This is a genomic window from Pseudomonas fildesensis (assembly GCF_001050345.1).
GTDB lineage: Bacteria > Pseudomonadota > Gammaproteobacteria > Pseudomonadales > Pseudomonadaceae > Aquipseudomonas > Aquipseudomonas fildesensis.
In genome coordinates this window covers 65,696-81,442 of the sequence record NZ_LFMW01000018.1, presented here as the reverse complement: position 1 = coordinate 81,442, position 15,747 = coordinate 65,696, and the positions used below count along the sequence as shown (strand labels likewise).

The 15,747-nt window shown below is 57.9% G+C and carries 12 protein-coding genes; 1 reads left to right on the top strand and 11 read right to left on the bottom strand.

Annotated features, from left to right (window positions below):
• Positions 1-287: 287 nt before the first annotated feature.
• From sucD to sdhC, 9 genes are all read right to left on the bottom strand, one after another.
• Positions 288-1,169 carry a succinate--CoA ligase subunit alpha gene (sucD, locus tag ACR52_RS23390; protein WP_048729999.1) on the bottom strand — a complete coding sequence of 294 codons (882 nt, stop codon included), beginning with the start codon at positions 1,167-1,169 and terminating at the stop codon, positions 288-290.
• A complete protein-coding gene (gene sucC / locus ACR52_RS23385; RefSeq protein WP_048729998.1) occupies positions 1,169-2,335 on the bottom strand; it encodes an ADP-forming succinate--CoA ligase subunit beta in 1,167 nt (388 codons plus the stop codon). The genes sucD and sucC overlap by 1 nt, the downstream gene beginning before the upstream one ends.
• A gap of 202 nt (positions 2,336-2,537) precedes the next feature.
• Positions 2,538-3,974 (bottom strand): dihydrolipoyl dehydrogenase, encoded by a 1,437-nt coding sequence (lpdA, locus tag ACR52_RS23380; RefSeq protein WP_048729995.1) that lies wholly within the window; start codon positions 3,972-3,974, stop codon positions 2,538-2,540.
• A gap of 101 nt (positions 3,975-4,075) precedes the next feature.
• Positions 4,076-5,302, bottom strand: a complete 1,227-nt coding sequence (odhB, locus tag ACR52_RS23375; protein ID WP_048729993.1) for a 2-oxoglutarate dehydrogenase complex dihydrolipoyllysine-residue succinyltransferase — start codon at positions 5,300-5,302, stop codon at positions 4,076-4,078.
• 44 nt (positions 5,303-5,346) lie between these two features.
• Entirely contained in the window at positions 5,347-8,178 is a 2,832-nt protein-coding gene (locus ACR52_RS23370; RefSeq protein ID WP_048729990.1) for a 2-oxoglutarate dehydrogenase E1 component, read from the bottom strand.
• Positions 8,179-8,439: 261 nt separating this feature from the next.
• Complete coding sequence (locus ACR52_RS23365; RefSeq protein ID WP_003172807.1) at positions 8,440-9,144, bottom strand: succinate dehydrogenase iron-sulfur subunit; 705 nt, start codon at positions 9,142-9,144, stop codon at positions 8,440-8,442.
• Positions 9,145-9,155: 11 nt separating this feature from the next.
• Positions 9,156-10,928 (bottom strand): succinate dehydrogenase flavoprotein subunit, encoded by a 1,773-nt coding sequence (sdhA, locus tag ACR52_RS23360; RefSeq protein ID WP_048729987.1) that lies wholly within the window; start codon positions 10,926-10,928, stop codon positions 9,156-9,158.
• 3 nt (positions 10,929-10,931) lie between these two features.
• On the bottom strand, positions 10,932-11,300 hold the full coding sequence (gene sdhD / locus ACR52_RS23355; protein ID WP_003172805.1) for a succinate dehydrogenase, hydrophobic membrane anchor protein: 369 nt from the start codon (positions 11,298-11,300) through the stop codon (positions 10,932-10,934).
• Positions 11,294-11,668, bottom strand: a complete 375-nt coding sequence (sdhC, locus tag ACR52_RS23350; RefSeq protein WP_048729984.1) for a succinate dehydrogenase, cytochrome b556 subunit — start codon at positions 11,666-11,668, stop codon at positions 11,294-11,296. The genes sdhD and sdhC overlap by 7 nt, the downstream gene beginning before the upstream one ends.
• 364 nt (positions 11,669-12,032) lie before the next feature.
• Between sdhC and gltA the strand changes: the two genes are divergently transcribed.
• On the top strand, positions 12,033-13,322 hold the full coding sequence (gltA, locus tag ACR52_RS23345; RefSeq protein WP_048729981.1) for a citrate synthase: 1,290 nt from the start codon (positions 12,033-12,035) through the stop codon (positions 13,320-13,322).
• A 240-nt stretch (positions 13,323-13,562) separates the two neighbouring features.
• Here the strand turns inward: gltA and ACR52_RS23340 are convergent, their stop codons facing one another.
• Both ACR52_RS23340 and ACR52_RS23335 read right to left on the bottom strand, forming a co-directional pair.
• Positions 13,563-15,221 carry a cation acetate symporter gene (locus ACR52_RS23340; protein ID WP_048729978.1) on the bottom strand — a complete coding sequence of 553 codons (1,659 nt, stop codon included), beginning with the start codon at positions 15,219-15,221 and terminating at the stop codon, positions 13,563-13,565.
• Positions 15,218-15,529: a DUF485 domain-containing protein gene (locus tag ACR52_RS23335; RefSeq protein ID WP_048729976.1), complete on the bottom strand. Its 312-nt coding sequence runs from the start codon at positions 15,527-15,529 to the stop codon at positions 15,218-15,220. Before ACR52_RS23335 ends, ACR52_RS23340 begins: the two co-directional genes overlap by 4 nt.
• Positions 15,530-15,747: the final 218 nt, after the last annotated feature.

Sequence of the window (15,747 nt, the reverse complement as noted above, 5' to 3'; positions counted from 1 at the left end):
TACGCATAAAGTGGCGGCTAGGGTACAGATTTTGCCCGACAAACGCACTGTTGCGGGGCGCACTGTCCGATAAGCGACACTATCATGTCGCGTTTTCGTACTTAACTTGGCAATACACGCGGAAAATGTGGGAGCTAGCTCGCGGTTGCGGTGAGTCAGTCGACGCAAATGTTGAATGAACGACCATCGGGAGCAAGCCCCCTCCCACACTGGGACGATCACCCAGAACGCACAAAGGCCACCCGAAGGTGGCCTTTGTGTGGTGAAGCGTCAGCTAAGCGCGAGGCTTACTTGACAGCCCAACCGGTCAGCTCGGACAAAGCCTTGCCGATGTCTGCCAGCGAACGCACGGTTTTAACGCCTGCGTCTTCCAGGGCAGCAAACTTCTCGTCTGCAGTACCCTTGCCGCCAGAGATGATTGCGCCAGCATGGCCCATGCGCTTGCCAGCAGGGGCAGTCACACCAGCGATGTAGGAAACAACCGGCTTGGTCACGTGTGCCTTGATGTAGGCAGCCGCTTCTTCTTCAGCCGAACCGCCGATCTCACCGATCATAACGATCGCTTCGGTCTTCGGGTCTTCCTGGAACAGTTTCAGGATGTCGATGAAGTTCGAGCCTGGGATCGGGTCACCGCCGATGCCGACGCAAGTCGACTGACCGAAACCGGCGTCAGTGGTCTGCTTAACAGCTTCGTAGGTCAGGGTGCCGGAACGGGAAACGATACCGACTTTGCCTGGCAAGTGAATGTGACCTGGCATGATGCCGATCTTGCATTCGCCTGGAGTGATCACGCCTGGGCAGTTAGGGCCGATCAGGACCACGCCCAGCTCGTCGCACTTGACCTTGGCATCCAGCATATCCAGGGTAGGAATGCCTTCGGTGATGCAAACGATCAGCTTGATGCCGCCGAAGGCAGCTTCCAGGATCGAGTCCTTGCAGAAAGGAGCTGGAACGTAGATCACGCTGGCGGTAGCGCCAGTGGTTTCTACTGCTTCTTTCACAGTGTTGAACACTGGCAGGCCCAGGTGCTCGGTGCCGCCTTTACCAGGAGTAACGCCGCCAACCATCTTGGTGCCGTATTCGATGGCTTGCTGGGTGTGGAAACTACCTTGCGAACCGGTAATACCCTGGCAGATAACTTTGGTGTCTTTATTGATCAGGACGCTCATTACTTGCCCTCCGCAGCTTTGACAACTTGTTGAGCAGCGTCGGTCAGGCTGGTAGCCGCGATGATGTTCAAACCGCTTTCTGCCAGTACTTTAGCGCCCAGTTCAGCGTTGTTACCTTCAAGGCGAACAACAACCGGGATTTTAACGCCGACTTCTTTCACTGCACCGATGATGCCTTCGGCAATCATGTCGCAACGAACGATGCCGCCGAAGATGTTGACCAGTACTGCAGCGACGTTGGAGTCGGACAGGATGATCTTGAAGGCTTCGGTAACGCGTTCTTTGGTAGCACCACCGCCCACATCGAGGAAGTTGGCTGGTTTGCCGCCATGCAGGTTGACGATGTCCATGGTACCCATGGCCAGGCCAGCACCGTTGACCATGCAACCAATGTTACCTTCCAGGGCTACGTAGTTCAGTTCGAACTTGGCAGCGTGCGCTTCGCGCGGATCGTCTTGCGACGGATCGTGGAAAGTCTTCAGCTTAGGCTGACGGTACATGGCGTTGGCGTCGATGTTGATCTTGGCGTCGAGGCAATGCAGATCGCCGTCAGCCTTGATCACCAGCGGGTTCACTTCCAGCAGGGCCAGATCGTGATCCTTGAACAGTTTGGCCAGACCTACGAAGATCTTGGCGAACTGGGCAACTTGCTTGCCTTCCAGACCCAGCTGGAAAGCCAGTTCGCGACCCTGGAATGGCTGAGCGCCAACCAGTGGATCGATAGTGGCCTTCAGAATTTTTTCTGGGGTTTCGTGAGCGATCTTCTCGATGTCCACGCCACCTTCGGTGGAAGCCATGAACACGATGCGACGGCTCGAACGGTCAACGACAGCGCCCAGGTACAGCTCTTTAGCGATATCAGTGCACGATTCAACCAGGATCTTGGTGACTGGCTGGCCATTGGCATCAGTCTGGTAAGTCACCAGACGCTTGCCCAGCCACTGCTGTGCGAAGGCCTTGGCGTCTTCTTTGCTGCGAACCAGCTTAACGCCGCCCGCTTTACCGCGACCACCAGCGTGGACCTGGGCTTTGACAACCCACTCGGTGCCACCGATTTTGTCGCAAGCTTCTGCTGCTGCTTCCGGGGTGTCTACTGCGTAGCCCTGGGATACTGGCAGGCCGTATTCAGCGAACAGCTGCTTACCCTGATACTCGTGAAGATTCATGCTTTTTACCGTCTTCGTTAGGTACTGCGCATTCGGCGCTGCGCTCATTATGAGTGCCGCGCCACCTGTGACTGCTGCTTGCACAACTCGCCGAACTTAAGCCCGGTCAAGCTGCACAAGACTGCGTCCAGCGGATATTCCGCGGTGAGTCTTGCGCGCAAGGCTCACGACGGGCAACCGCCGTGGTTTCTTATTATCTCGCTTAGCGCTTCTTCTTGTTGGCGATGTGGATGGCGCCGCCATTCACTGCCAACGCTGCTTCGTGCAACGCTTCGGACAGGGTCGGATGGGAGAAGACCATCATGCCCAGGTCCTCGGCACTGGTGCCGAATTCCATACCGATTGCGCCCTGCTGAACCAGTTCTGCAGCGCTCGGGCCAATCACGTGGACGCCCAATACGCGGTCAGTCTTGGCATCAGCGATGACTTTGACAAAACCACCGGTGTCGTTGGCTGCCATGGCACGGCCAGAAGCGGCAAACGGGAAGGTGCCGACGTTAACTTCAACGCCTTCAGCTTTCAACTGCTGTTCGTTCTTGCCGACCCATGCAATTTCCGGGTGGGTGTAGATAACAGACGGGATCAGGTCGTAGTTCATCTGGGTCTTGTGACCCTTGATGCGCTCGACAACCATGATGCCTTCTTCGGAAGCCTTGTGCGCGAGCATCATGCCACGAACCACGTCGCCGATGGCGTAGACGCCTGGAACGGTAGTTGCGCAGTGATCGTCAACGTGGATGAAACCACGCTCGTCGATGTTCACGCCACTGTCGGAAGCCAACAGGTCGGCAGTCACTGGACGGCGACCAACGGCTACGATCAGCTTGTCGAAAGTGATGGTCTGTTCGCCATCCTTGTCGGTGTAGGTCACGACAACTTCTTCGCCGTTAACCTTCGAGCCGGTCACACGAGCGCCCAGCTTGATGTCCAGACCTTGTTTGGTCAGGGTTTTCAGCGCTTCTTTGGACACAGCGGTGTCGGCAGCCAGCAGGAACGTGTCCAGGGCTTCCAGCACAGTCACTTCTGAACCCAGGCGGGACCAGACCGAACCCAGTTCCAGGCCGATCACGCCAGCGCCGATCACGCCCAGACGCTTTGGAACCGATTGGAACTCCAGGGCGCCGGTCGAATCAACGATCACGTTCTGATCAACTGGTGCCGGTGGAATGTCGATTGGACGCGAACCTGGAGCCAGGATCACGTTCTCGGCTTCGATGATTTCAACCGAACCGTCTGGCTTGGTGATTTCAACTTTCTTGCCGGCCAGCAGTTTGCCGTGGCCTTGCAGGGAAGTGACGCCGTTGGCCTTGAACAGGGTCGCAACGCCGGAGGTCAGGCCTTTGACGATGTTGGCTTTGCGGCCGACCATTGCAGGTACGTCCATGGTCACGCCAGCGTGGTTGATGCCGTGGATGGCAAAACCGCTTTGCGCTTCGTGGAATTTCCAGGAGCTGTCCAGCAGCGCCTTGGAAGGAATGCAACCAACGTTCAGGCAAGTACCGCCCAATGCCAGTTTGCCTTCCTTGTCGGTGTATTTTTCGATGCAAGCAGTCGAGAGGCCCAGTTGTGCGGCCTTGATGGCGGCAACATAGCCGCCAGGACCTGCACCAATCACTACAACGTCAAATTTCTGCGACATGAAAATAGTTCCTCTATTTAGCAGCAAGCTTTCAAGCCGCAGGCTTCAAGCCCAACTGCCTTATCCGGCAGTGTGTCACTTGAAGCCTGCAGCTGCTTCTATCAGATATCCAGCAGCAGACGAGCCGGGTCTTCCAGCAGGTTCTTGATGGTCACCAGGAAAGTCACGGCTTCTTTACCATCGATCAGGCGGTGATCGTAAGACAGCGCCAGGTACATCATCGGGCGGATCACGACCTGGCCGTTGATGGCCATCGGACGCTGGAGGATGTTGTGCATGCCCAGGATTGCGGCTTGTGGCGGGTTGACGATCGGGGTCGACATCATCGAACCGAAGGTACCACCGTTGGTGATGGTGAAGGTACCACCGGTCATCTCGTCGATGGTCAGCTTGCCGTCACGGGCTTTCTTGCCGAAGCCGGCGATGCCGCCCTCGATTTCAGCCAGGCTCATCAGTTCGGCGTTACGCAGAACCGGAACCACCAGGCCACGGTCGCTGGACACGGCAACGCCGACGTCTGCATAGCCGTGGTAAACGATGTCGGTGCCGTCGATGGAAGCGTTGACTGCCGGGTAGCGCTTCAGCGCTTCGGTGGCCGCTTTCACGAAGAACGACATGAAACCCAGGCGTACGCCGTTGTGGGACTTCTCGAACAGGTCCTTGTACTTCGAACGCAGGGCCATGACTTCGGTCATGTCGACTTCGTTGAAAGTGGTCAGCATCGCCATGTTCGACTGAGCTTCAACCAGGCGCTTGGCCACGGTGGCACGTACGCGAGTCATCGGTACGCGCTTCTCGGTGCGGTCGCCAGCAGCGAACACTGGAGCAGCGGCAGCAGGAGCAGCAGCCTTGGCAGGTGCGGCAGCTGGAGCGTTTTTCTTGGCTTCAACTGCGGCAACCACGTCTTCCTTGGTCACACGGCCGTCTTTGCCGGTGCCTTTGATGGAAGCCAGGTTGATGCCGTTTTCTTCGGCCAGCTGACGTGCAGCCGGTGCAGCGATTGGATCTTCGCCAGCAGCAGCCGGAGCGGCGGCTGGGGCAGAAGCAGCAGCCGGTGCAGCAGCGGCGGCTGGAGCAGCGGCAGCAGCGCTGCCCTCTTCGATCGAACCCAATACCTGGTTCGACAGGACGGTAGCGCCCTCTTCAGCCACGATAGCGCCCAGGACGCCGTCGGCTTCGGCCAACACTTCCAGAACAACTTTGTCAGTCTCGATGTCAACGATCAGGTCGTCACGCTTGACGGCCTCACCTGGTTTCTTGTGCCAGGTGGCAACGGTGCCATCGGCAACCGATTCCGGGAATGACGGGGCTTTGATTTCGATAGCCATTATCTGTGGGTCCTTAAAATTCGGTTTCAGTCAGCGCGAAGGCGTTAAACAGTGAAAGCATCTTGCAGCAGTTTTGCCTGCTGCTCGGCGTGCATCGACGCGTAACCACATGCTGGTGCAGCAGAAGCATCACGACCGGCGTACTCCAGGCCCAGGGCCTTGTTGTGGTTACCGATGCTGCGACGCAGGTGATGCTGGCTGCTGTACCACGCGCCCTGGTTCATCGGTTCTTCCTGACACCACACCGCATGGGTGAGGTTGGTGTAAGGCGCGATGATCTCCATCAGGTCATCTTCCGGGAACGGGTAAAGCTGCTCGATACGCACGATGGCGATGTCTTCGCGGCCTTCGGCACGGCGTTTTTCCAGCAGGTCGTAGTAGACCTTGCCGCTGCACAGGATCAGGCGAGTCACTTTGGCCGCGTCCAGCGCATCGATTTCCGGAATCACGGTCTGGAACGAACCGTCCGCCAGATCTTCCAGGGTCGAGATGGCCAATTTATGACGCAGCAGCGACTTCGGCGTCAGCACTACCAGCGGCTTGCGCAGCGGGCGAATCACCTGGCGACGCAGCAAGTGGTAGATCTGGGCCGGGGTGGTCGGCACGCATACCTGGATGTTGTGCTCAGCGCACAACTGCAGGTAACGCTCCAGACGGGCCGAGGAGTGCTCCGGACCCTGACCTTCATAACCGTGTGGCAGCAGCATGGTCAGACCGCACAGACGGCCCCACTTGTGCTCGCCGCTGGTGATGAACTGGTCAATAACCACCTGGGCACCGTTGGCGAAGTCGCCGAACTGGGCTTCCCAGATCACCAGCGCCTCAGGCGTGGTGGTCGAGTAACCGTATTCGAAGGCCAGTACGGCTTCCTCGGACAGGAACGAATCGAACAGGTCGAAACGTGGCTGGCCTTTGTACAGGTTCTGCAACGGGATGTAGGTACCCGCGTCTTTCTGGTTGTGCAGCACAGCGTGACGGTGCGAGAACGTACCGCGGCCGATGTCCTGGCCGGTCATGCGAATCGGGTGACCCTCAAACGCCAGGGTCGCGTACGCCATGGTTTCAGCGTAACCCCAGTTGATCGGCAGGCCGCCGGCTTGCATCTTCTGACGGTCTTCGTAGATCTTCGCGACCTGACGCTGTACGACGAAGCCGTCTGGAACTTCCAGCAGCTTGGCAGACAGTTCCTGCAGGGTCTTCAGATCGAACGAGGTGTCGTGACGCGCGGTCCAGGCATGGCCCAGGTACGGACGCCAGTCAACGAACAGCTCTTTGTTCGGCTCTTTGACCAGGCTTTTCACGACGTGCAGACCGTTGTCCAGCGCGTTGCGGTATTCATCGATCTTCGCCTGAACACGCTCATCGTCAACCACGCCGGCCTTGGTCAGGCTTTCGGCGTACAGCTCACGGGTGGTGCGCTGCTTGGTGATTTGCTGGTACATCAACGGTTGGGTGCCGCTAGGCTCATCCGCTTCGTTGTGGCCGCGACGACGGTAGCAGACCAGGTCGATCACCACGTCACGCTTGAACTGCATGCGGTAATCAATGGCCAATTGGGTCACGAACAGCACGGCTTCCGGATCATCACCATTCACATGGAGGATCGGCGCCTGGATCATCTTGGCAACGTCGGTGGCGTACTCGGTGGAACGCGCGTCCAACGGGTTGCTGATGGTGAAGCCCACCTGGTTGTTGATGACGATGTGAACGGTACCGCCAGTCTTGAAGCCGCGAGTCTGCGACATCTGGAAGGTTTCCAGGACCACACCTTGACCGGCGAAAGCCGCGTCACCGTGGATGGAAATCGGCAGAACCTTTTCACCGGTGGCATCGTTACGACGATCCTGGCGAGCACGAACCGAACCCTCGACCACTGGAGAAACGATTTCCAGGTGGGATGGGTTGAAGGCCATGGCCAGGTGAACTTCGCCGCCGGTGGTCATCACGTTGGACGAGAAGCCCTGGTGGTATTTAACGTCACCGGAACCCAGCTCGACCTTCTTCTTGCCTTCGAACTCGTCGAACAGCTCGCGCGGGTTCTTGCCGAAGGTGTTGACCAGCACGTTCAGGCGGCCACGGTGGGCCATGCCGATCACGATTTCCTTGGTGCCGTAGGAACCGGAACGCTGGATCAGCTCGTCGAGCATAGGAATCAGGCTTTCGCCGCCTTCCAGGCCGAAACGCTTGGTGCCCGGGTATTTGGTACCCAGGTATTTTTCGAGGCCTTCAGCTGCCGTCACGCGTTCGAGCAGGTGGCTGCGCACATCGGCGGACAACACCGGACGACCACGCACACCTTCCAGACGATGCTGGAACCAGTGACGCTGCTCGGAATCGGTGATGTGCGTAAATTCAGCGCCGATGGTGCGGCAATATGTCTGCTGCAACGCTTCGTGAATTTCGCGTAGGCTCGCTTCCTCTTTGCCGATGAACAGGTCGCCGGCACGGAAGGTCGTATCAAGATCGGCATTGGTCAAGCCGTAATGATTGATCGACAGGTCAGCAGGTGCAGGACGCTGCCAGAGCCCCAGCGGGTCAAGCTGGGCCGCCTGGTGGCCACGCATCCGGTAGGCCTGGATCAGTCGCAGTACTTCAACTTGCTTCTTCTCATGCCCACTGCTCACGCTCCCGGCGGAAACCGGTTGAGCGCGGCGCTGGTTCTTTGCCAGCAGCACGAACTGATCGCGAATTGTTGCATGCGATACATCGGTGGCAGCGTTGCCGTCTGAAGACAACGTCTGAAATTTGGTGCGCCATTCTTCTGGCACAGCGTTAGGGTCGTGCAGGTAGAGCTCATAAAGCTCTTCCACATAGGCAGCGTTACCACCTGAAAGATAGCCGCTGTTCCACATGCGCTGCATCACGCTTTCTTGCATGCTTGGTCACCCTCGATTTGGGGACACCACCGGCGAAAACACCGAGTTTGCTTGCAAAAGGCCAAGTGCAGCGACCAAAACAAGCCACTTAGGATCACGCTGATAGTTCGGGTACCAACCCGAATGCCCCTGCTTGTCTCATTTCTTCAAAATAAGAGCCGCGGCTTTGTAAGTCGCTGCTCAAGTTAAAACTACGGCGCCGGTTGAAGCCTGCGCCGCAGCATTTACGGGCACAACGGTCCTGCTTTGTTACAACGTCAGTTACACGCCGCTTTGCAGCAGCATGTTACGGATGTGACCAATGGCCTTAGTCGGGTTCAGGCCTTTAGGACATACGTTGACGCAGTTCATGATCCCGCGGCAGCGGAATACGCTGAACGGGTCATCCAGTGAAGCCAGACGCTCGGACGTCTTGGTGTCACGGCTGTCTGCCAGGAAGCGATACGCTTGCAGCAGGGCAGCTGGACCCAGGAACTTGTCCGGGTTCCACCAGAAGGACGGGCAGGAGGTCGAGCAGCAAGCGCACAGGATGCACTCGTACAGACCGTCGAGCTTTTCGCGCTCTTCAGGGGACTGCAGACGCTCGATGGCCGGAGCCGGCGTGTCGTTCTGCAGGAACGGCTTAACTTTCTCGTATTGCTTGTAGAAGATGCTCATATCGACGACCAGGTCACGGATAACCGGCAAACCTGGCAGAGGACGAACGATCAGCTTGTTGCCTTTCACCACGGCGGACAGCGGCGTGATGCACGCCAGGCCGTTTTTGCCGTTGATGTTCATGCCGTCGGAACCGCACACACCTTCACGGCAAGAGCGACGATAGGAGAAACCCTCGTCCTGCTCTTTGATCAGTGCCAATACATCCAGCACCATCAGGTCTTTACCACCGGTATCGACCTGGAATTCCTGCATGAACGGCGCAGCGTCCTGATCAGGGTTGTAGCGGTAAACACTGACTTTCAACATGGCAGCCACCCTTAGTAAGTCCGAATTTTCGGTTCAAACGTCGGAACAGTCTTCGGCGAGAAGTTCACGGCCCGCTTGGTCACGCGCTTGTCACCCGGGAAGAACAGGGTGTGGCACAACCAGTTTTCGTCGTCGCGATCTTCAAAGTCTTCACGAGCGTGAGCGCCACGGGACTCTTTACGAACCTCGGCGGCAATCGCAGTCGCTTCAGCCACTTCCAACAGGTTTTGCAGCTCAAGGGCTTCGATACGAGCGGTGTTGAACGCCTGGCTCTTATCGTTGATCTTGACGTTGGCGATGCGCGTGCGCAGGTCGGCCAGCTGGGCAATACCTTTCTGCATGTATTCGCCGGTACGGAATACGCCGAAGTAGTTCTGCATGCAGCTTTGCAGCTCGCGACGCAGGGTAGCCACGTCTTCGCCATCGGTACGCTCGTTCAGAGCGGACAGGCGCGACAGGGCGGCTTCGATGTTGGCGTCGGTCGCGTCATCGTAGTGAATGCCGTCGGTCAGTGCCTTTTCCAGGTGCAGGCCGGCAGCGCGGCCGAATACCACCAGGTCGAGCAGCGAGTTGCCGCCCAAGCGGTTGGCACCGTGTACCGATACGCAAGCCACTTCGCCTACCGCGAACAGACCATGAATGATCTCGTCCACGCCTTCGGCGTTCTGAGTGATCGCCTGGCCATGAATGTTGGTCGGAACACCGCCCATCATATAGTGGCAAGTCGGAACAACCGGAACCGGAGCAACCACCGGGTCAACGTGAGCAAAGGTCTTGGACAGCTCGCAGATACCTGGCAGACGGCTGTGCAGCACTTCTTCGCCCAGGTGATCAAGCTTGAGCAGCACGTGGTCGCCATTCGGGCCACAGCCGTTACCGGCAATGATTTCCTTGACCATCGAACGGGCCACAACGTCACGACCGGCAAGGTCTTTCGCGTTCGGAGCATAACGCTCCATGAAGCGCTCGCCGTTCTTGTTGATCAGGTAGCCACCTTCACCACGGCAACCTTCGGTGACCAGTACGCCCGCACCGGCGATGCCGGTCGGGTGGAACTGCCACATTTCAATGTCTTGTACCGGCACGCCAGCACGCAGTGCCATGCCGACGCCGTCACCGGTGTTGATCAGGGCATTGGTGGTCGAAGCGTAGATACGGCCTGCACCACCGGTCGCCAGGACAGTAGCCTTGGCGCGGATGTAGGAGGTTTCACCGGTTTCGATGCAGATGGCGATCACGCCAACGAATGCGCCGTCCTGGTTTTTCACCAGGTCAACTGCGTAGTACTCGTTGAGGAACGTGGTGCCGGCTTTCAGGTTGCCCTGATAAAGGGTGTGCAGCAGCGCGTGACCGGTACGGTCGGAAGCAGCGCAGGTACGGGCAGCCTGCCCACCTTTACCGTAATCCTTCGACTGGCCGCCGAATGGACGCTGGTAGATACGGCCTTGCTCGGTACGGGAGAACGGCAGGCCCATGTGGTCCAGCTCGAACACCGCAGCCGGACCTTCCTGACACATGTATTCGATAGCGTCCTGGTCACCGATGTAGTCGGAACCCTTGACGGTATCGTACATGTGCCAGCGCCAGTCATCGTTCGGGTCGGCGGACGCGATGGCGCAGGTGATGCCACCCTGGGCCGATACGGTGTGGGAGCGCGTCGGGAACACCTTGGTGATCACGGCAGTCTTGTGACCGCCCTCGGCCAGTTGCAGCGCTGCGCGCATGCCGGCACCGCCGCCGCCAATAATGATGGCATCGAAGGAAATAGTTGGAATGTTAGCCATGAATCAGATACCCCAAAGAATCTGCACACCCCAGACGAAGTAAGCGAACATCGCGACGCCGCATACTGCCTGGAAGAGGAAACGGACTGCAGTCGCGGACTTGCCCAGCGCCATCGGCGTCAGGTAATCGGTCGCGATGGTCCACATGCCAACCCAGGCGTGTGCGCCGAGGGCAACAAGGGCCAGCAGACTGAAGATTCGCATCGCATTATGGGAGAACAGGCCGTGCCATTGCTCATAGCCAATGCCCGGGTTTGCGACGAGGTATCCGATCAGGAAGATGAAATAAGCCGCGAGAACGACCGCAGACACACGCTGCGCCATCCAGTCATAGAGGCCCGAACGCGATAGGTTCGTAACGCTGGTTACCATATCCAAACTCCTGCCAGAACGATCAGCACCACGGAAATGGCGATGACGATTTTCGAGCCCAGGCGGCCGCCTTCCAGCGTCTCACCGATGCCCATATCCATGATCAAGTGGCGCACGCCGGCTACCAAGTGATACAGCAGAGCGGACAGGAGACCCCATGCTACGAACTTGGCCAGCGGACTGGTCAAGCATGCCTTCACCTCGGCAAAACCTTCCTCGGAATCCAGGGAGTTGCTCAATGCATAAAGCATGATGCCCAGGCCAAGGAACAGGATGATGCCGGAAACACGGTGCAGGAACGACGTAACGCCGGTGATGGGGAGTTTGATGGTCCTTAGGTCTAGGTTTACAGGTCGTTGGCTATTCACGGCTTTTTTTCACACTGAAGAGCCCCTAACAATCAGGGCAAAGTTGTTGGGGAGTGCACTGGTCAGGTAAGCACCACCCAGGGAGTGCGACCCCCAATGAAAGCAAGCCCAAAAGCCCTTGGCGGTCGGTGGCCGAGTATAGACAGTTAGGTTACTAATGACAACGCGCGCACCTCACCCTAATAGCTGATTGCGCTGGCGGTCTAAAAGGCGTAAACGGCAGTCAATTTCGAGGAAAAAGTACGGTTAAAGCCTTCTGGAGCAAGACTTTAGGCAAATTGACATCTGAATTTATCTCACTATAGTGGTGCGGGCCCTGCGTGGGGGGTCTGTCTGATGATTTGAAGCATAAATAGGAGGCCACATGGCTGACAAAAAAGCGCAGTTGATCATCGAGGGCGCAGCCCCCGTCGAGCTGCCCATTTTAACCGGCACCGTTGGTCCCGATGTTATCGACGTACGGGGCCTGACGGCCACGGGCCGTTTCACATTCGACCCAGGTTTCATGTCGACCGCCTCTTGCGAGTCGAAGATCACCTATATCGATGGCGATAATGGCATTCTGCTTCACCGCGGCTACCCGATCGAGCAACTCGCCGAACAGTCGGACTACCTGGAAACCTGCTACTTGCTGCTAAATGGCGAATTGCCAACAGCCGAGCAGAAAGCCCAGTTCGTCAGCACTGTGAAGAACCACACCATGGTTCACGAGCAGTTGAAGACCTTCTTCAACGGTTTCCGTCGCGACGCCCACCCGATGGCCGTCATGTGCGGCGTGGTTGGCGCCCTGTCGGCCTTCTATCACGACTCCCTCGACATCAATAACCCGCAGCATCGCGAAATCTCCGCGATCCGCCTGGTTGCCAAGATGCCGACCCTGGCCGCAATGGTTTACAAGTACTCCATGGGTCAACCCATGATGTACCCGCGCAACGACCTGACGTACGCGGAAAACTTCCTGCACATGATGTTCAACACCCCGTGCGAGATCAAACCGATCAGCCCGGTGCTCGCCAAGGCAATGGACCGGATCTTCATCCTCCACGCCGACCACGAGCAGAACGCCTCCACGTCCACCGTGCGCCTGGCGGGCTCTTCGGGTGCCAACCCGTTCGCCTGTATCGCCGCCGGTATCGCCGCACTGTGGGGCCCTGCCCACGGCGGTGCGAACGAAGCGGTATTGACCATGCTGGATGAAATTGGCGATGTCTCGAACATCGACAAGTTCATCGCCAAGGCCAAGGACAAGAACGATCCGTTCAAGTTGATGGGCTTCGGTCACCGGGTCTACAAGAACCGCGACCCGCGCGCCACCGTGATGAAAAAGACCTGCGACGAAGTGTTGAAGGAACTGGGCATCAAGAACGATCCGCAACTCGAACTGGCCATGCGCCTGGAAGAGATCGCCCTGACCGACCCGTACTTCATCGAACGCTCGCTGTACCCGAACGTCGACTTCTACTCGGGGATCATCCTCAAGGCGATCGGCATTCCAACCAGCATGTTCACCGTGATCTTCGCCCTGGCGCGGACCGTGGGCTGGATCTCCCACTGGAAAGAAATGCTCTCCAGCCCGTACAAGATTGGCCGCCCGCGCCAGCTGTACACCGGCTACGAGTCGCGTGACATTACCAAGCTGGAAGATCGCAAGTAAGCACCTTTTAGCAGCACCGAAAACGGCCTCCCTCAGTGGAGGCCGTTTTTATTTGTGTCGACTGATCTACCACCATCGGGGGTAAGCCCCCTCCCACATTGAACTGCATTCCAAATGATGTACTCGGTTAACTGTGGGAGGGGGCTTGCCCCCGATGGCATTGGCACAAGCACCTCATAACCCCCAGACAAAAAAATGCCCCGGCCTTTCGACCAGGGCATTTCTTATCGAGCTACAACCTTAGTGAGAAACCGCCCCACTCGCCCCCAGGCCAGTCTGCGAACGCACAAACTGCGGGAAGAACAACGCACGTTCCTTGACTGCCGCCGCCGACTTGTCGGTGATGGAGAAGAACCAGATACCCACGAACGCAATGATCATCGAGAACAGCGCCGGGTATTCGTACGGGAAGATCGCTTTCTCATGGTGCAGGATCGAGACCCAGATGGTTGGACCAAGGACCATCAGGCCAACGGCACTGATCAAGCCCAACCAGCCACCAATCATCGCGCCACGGGTGGTGAGGTTTTTCCAGTACATGGAAAGCAGCAGCACCGGGAAGTTACAGCTGGCGGCAATCGAGAATGCCAGGCCGACCATGAACGCAATGTTCTGGCTTTCAAACAGGATGCCCAAGCCAATAGCCAGCACTGCCAGGGCGATGGTGGTGATCTTCGATACACGAATCTCATCCTTGTCGTTCGCCTTGCCTTTCTTGATCACGCTGGCATACAGGTCATGGGAAACCGCCGAAGCACCCGCCAGGGTCAGACCGGCAACCACTGCCAGAATGGTGGCAAACGCCACGGCCGAGATGAAGCCCAGGAAGATACTGCCGCCCACCGCGTCGGCCAGGTGCACCGCCGCCATGTTGTTACCGCCCAGCAAGGCACCCGCAGCATCCTTGAACGCCGGGTTGGTGCTGACCAGCAGGATCGCGCCGAAGCCGATGATAAAGGTCAGGATATAGAAGTAGCCGATGAAGCCAGTGGCATACAGCACGCTCTTACGCGCTTCCTTGGCGTCGCTCACAGTGAAGAAGCGCATCAGGATGTGCGGCAGGCCGGCGGTACCGAACATCAGTGCCAGGCCCAGGGAGAATGCGGATATCGGGTCTTTCACCAAGCCGCCGGGGCTCATGATCGCTTCACCTTTAGGGTGAACCTTGATCGCCTCGGAGAACAGCATGTTGAAGTCGAAGTTGACGTGTTTCATCACCATCAGCGCCATGAAAGAGGCACCGGACAGCAGCAACACTGCCTTGATGATCTGCACCCACGTGGTCGCCAGCATGCCGCCGAACAGCACGTACATGCACATCAGGATCCCTACCAGGATCACTGCCACATGGTAATCCAGGCCGAACAGCAACTGGATCAGCTTGCCCGCACCCACCATCTGCGCGATCAAGTAGAACGCCACTACCACCAGGGAACCACACGCCGACAGGCTGCGGATCTGGGTTTGCCCGAGGCGGTAGGACGCCACGTCGGCAAAGGTGTATTTACCCAGGTTACGCAGGCGCTCGGCGATCAGGAACAGAATGATCGGCCAGCCCACCAGGAAGCCGATCGAGTAGATCAGGCCGTCGTAGCCGGAGGTGTATACCAGGGCGGAAATCCCCAGGAAGGACGCGGCCGACATGTAGTCGCCGGCAATCGCCAGGCCGTTCTGGAAACCGGTGATCTTGCCGCCGGCCGCATAGTAGTCGGCCGCCGAGTTGTTGCGCTTGGACGCCCAGTAGGTGATGCACAACGTTGCGCCCACAAAGGCCACGAACATCAGGATCGCTGGAATATTCAGCGGTTGTTTGTGCACTTCACCGGTCAATGCATCCGCAGCCCATACAGCGGGCGCGAAGACCGAAGCGCCGAATACAGCCAATAGACGACGAATCATTGCGCAGCCTCCTTGAGAATCGCATTGTTCAGGTCGTCGAATTCGCCGTTGGCGCGTCGTACGTAGATGCCGGTGAGGACAAAGGCCGAGAGAATCAGCCCGACCCCGATAGGGATCCCCCAGGTAATGGACGAACCGGGGCTGAGTTTGGCCCCCAGCACTTGTGGCCCATAGGCAATCAACAGGATGAATCCGGAGTACAGCCCAAGCATGATCGCCGAGAGAATCCAGGCGAACCTTTCCCTTTTTCTTACCAGCTCCTTGAAGCGCGGGCTGTTTTGAATCGAGAGGTAAATGCTGTCGTTCATTGTTTTTATCCTCGCAGCACAGCTTTTTTATTATTGGAACGTATCCACTGTATGCGGCTGCGGGACAGGTTCCAGACGACCTTAGTAGTAGAGGGAGTGTAGCGAGGGTTTGCGGGGGCGCAGAAACAATTGCGGGGGGCGAGGCTTGCGGGGGAGAGGGCTTGCTCCCGATGCATTCACCGCGGTGCTTCAGGTACTTCGCGGTGATGCAATCGGGA

Coding starts and splice junctions, on each gene's coding strand:
- sucD (WP_048729999.1), bottom strand. CDS start 1,169: ATGAGCGTCCTGATCAATAAAGACACCAAAGTTATCTGCCAGGGTATT.
- sucC (WP_048729998.1), bottom strand. CDS start 2,335: ATGAATCTTCACGAGTATCAGGGTAAGCAGCTGTTCGCTGAATACGGC.
- lpdA (WP_048729995.1), bottom strand. CDS start 3,974: ATGTCGCAGAAATTTGACGTTGTAGTGATTGGTGCAGGTCCTGGCGGC.
- odhB (WP_048729993.1), bottom strand. CDS start 5,302: ATGGCTATCGAAATCAAAGCCCCGTCATTCCCGGAATCGGTTGCCGAT.
- ACR52_RS23370 (WP_048729990.1), bottom strand. CDS start 8,178: ATGCAAGAAAGCGTGATGCAGCGCATGTGGAACAGCGGCTATCTTTCA.
- ACR52_RS23365 (WP_003172807.1), bottom strand. CDS start 9,144: ATGTTGAAAGTCAGTGTTTACCGCTACAACCCTGATCAGGACGCTGCG.
- sdhA (WP_048729987.1), bottom strand. CDS start 10,928: ATGGCTAACATTCCAACTATTTCCTTCGATGCCATCATTATTGGCGGC.
- sdhD (WP_003172805.1), bottom strand. CDS start 11,300: ATGGTAACCAGCGTTACGAACCTATCGCGTTCGGGCCTCTATGACTGG.
- gltA (WP_048729981.1), top strand. CDS start 12,033: ATGGCTGACAAAAAAGCGCAGTTGATCATCGAGGGCGCAGCCCCCGTC.
- ACR52_RS23340 (WP_048729978.1), bottom strand. CDS start 15,221: ATGATTCGTCGTCTATTGGCTGTATTCGGCGCTTCGGTCTTCGCGCCC.
- ACR52_RS23335 (WP_048729976.1), bottom strand. CDS start 15,529: ATGAACGACAGCATTTACCTCTCGATTCAAAACAGCCCGCGCTTCAAG.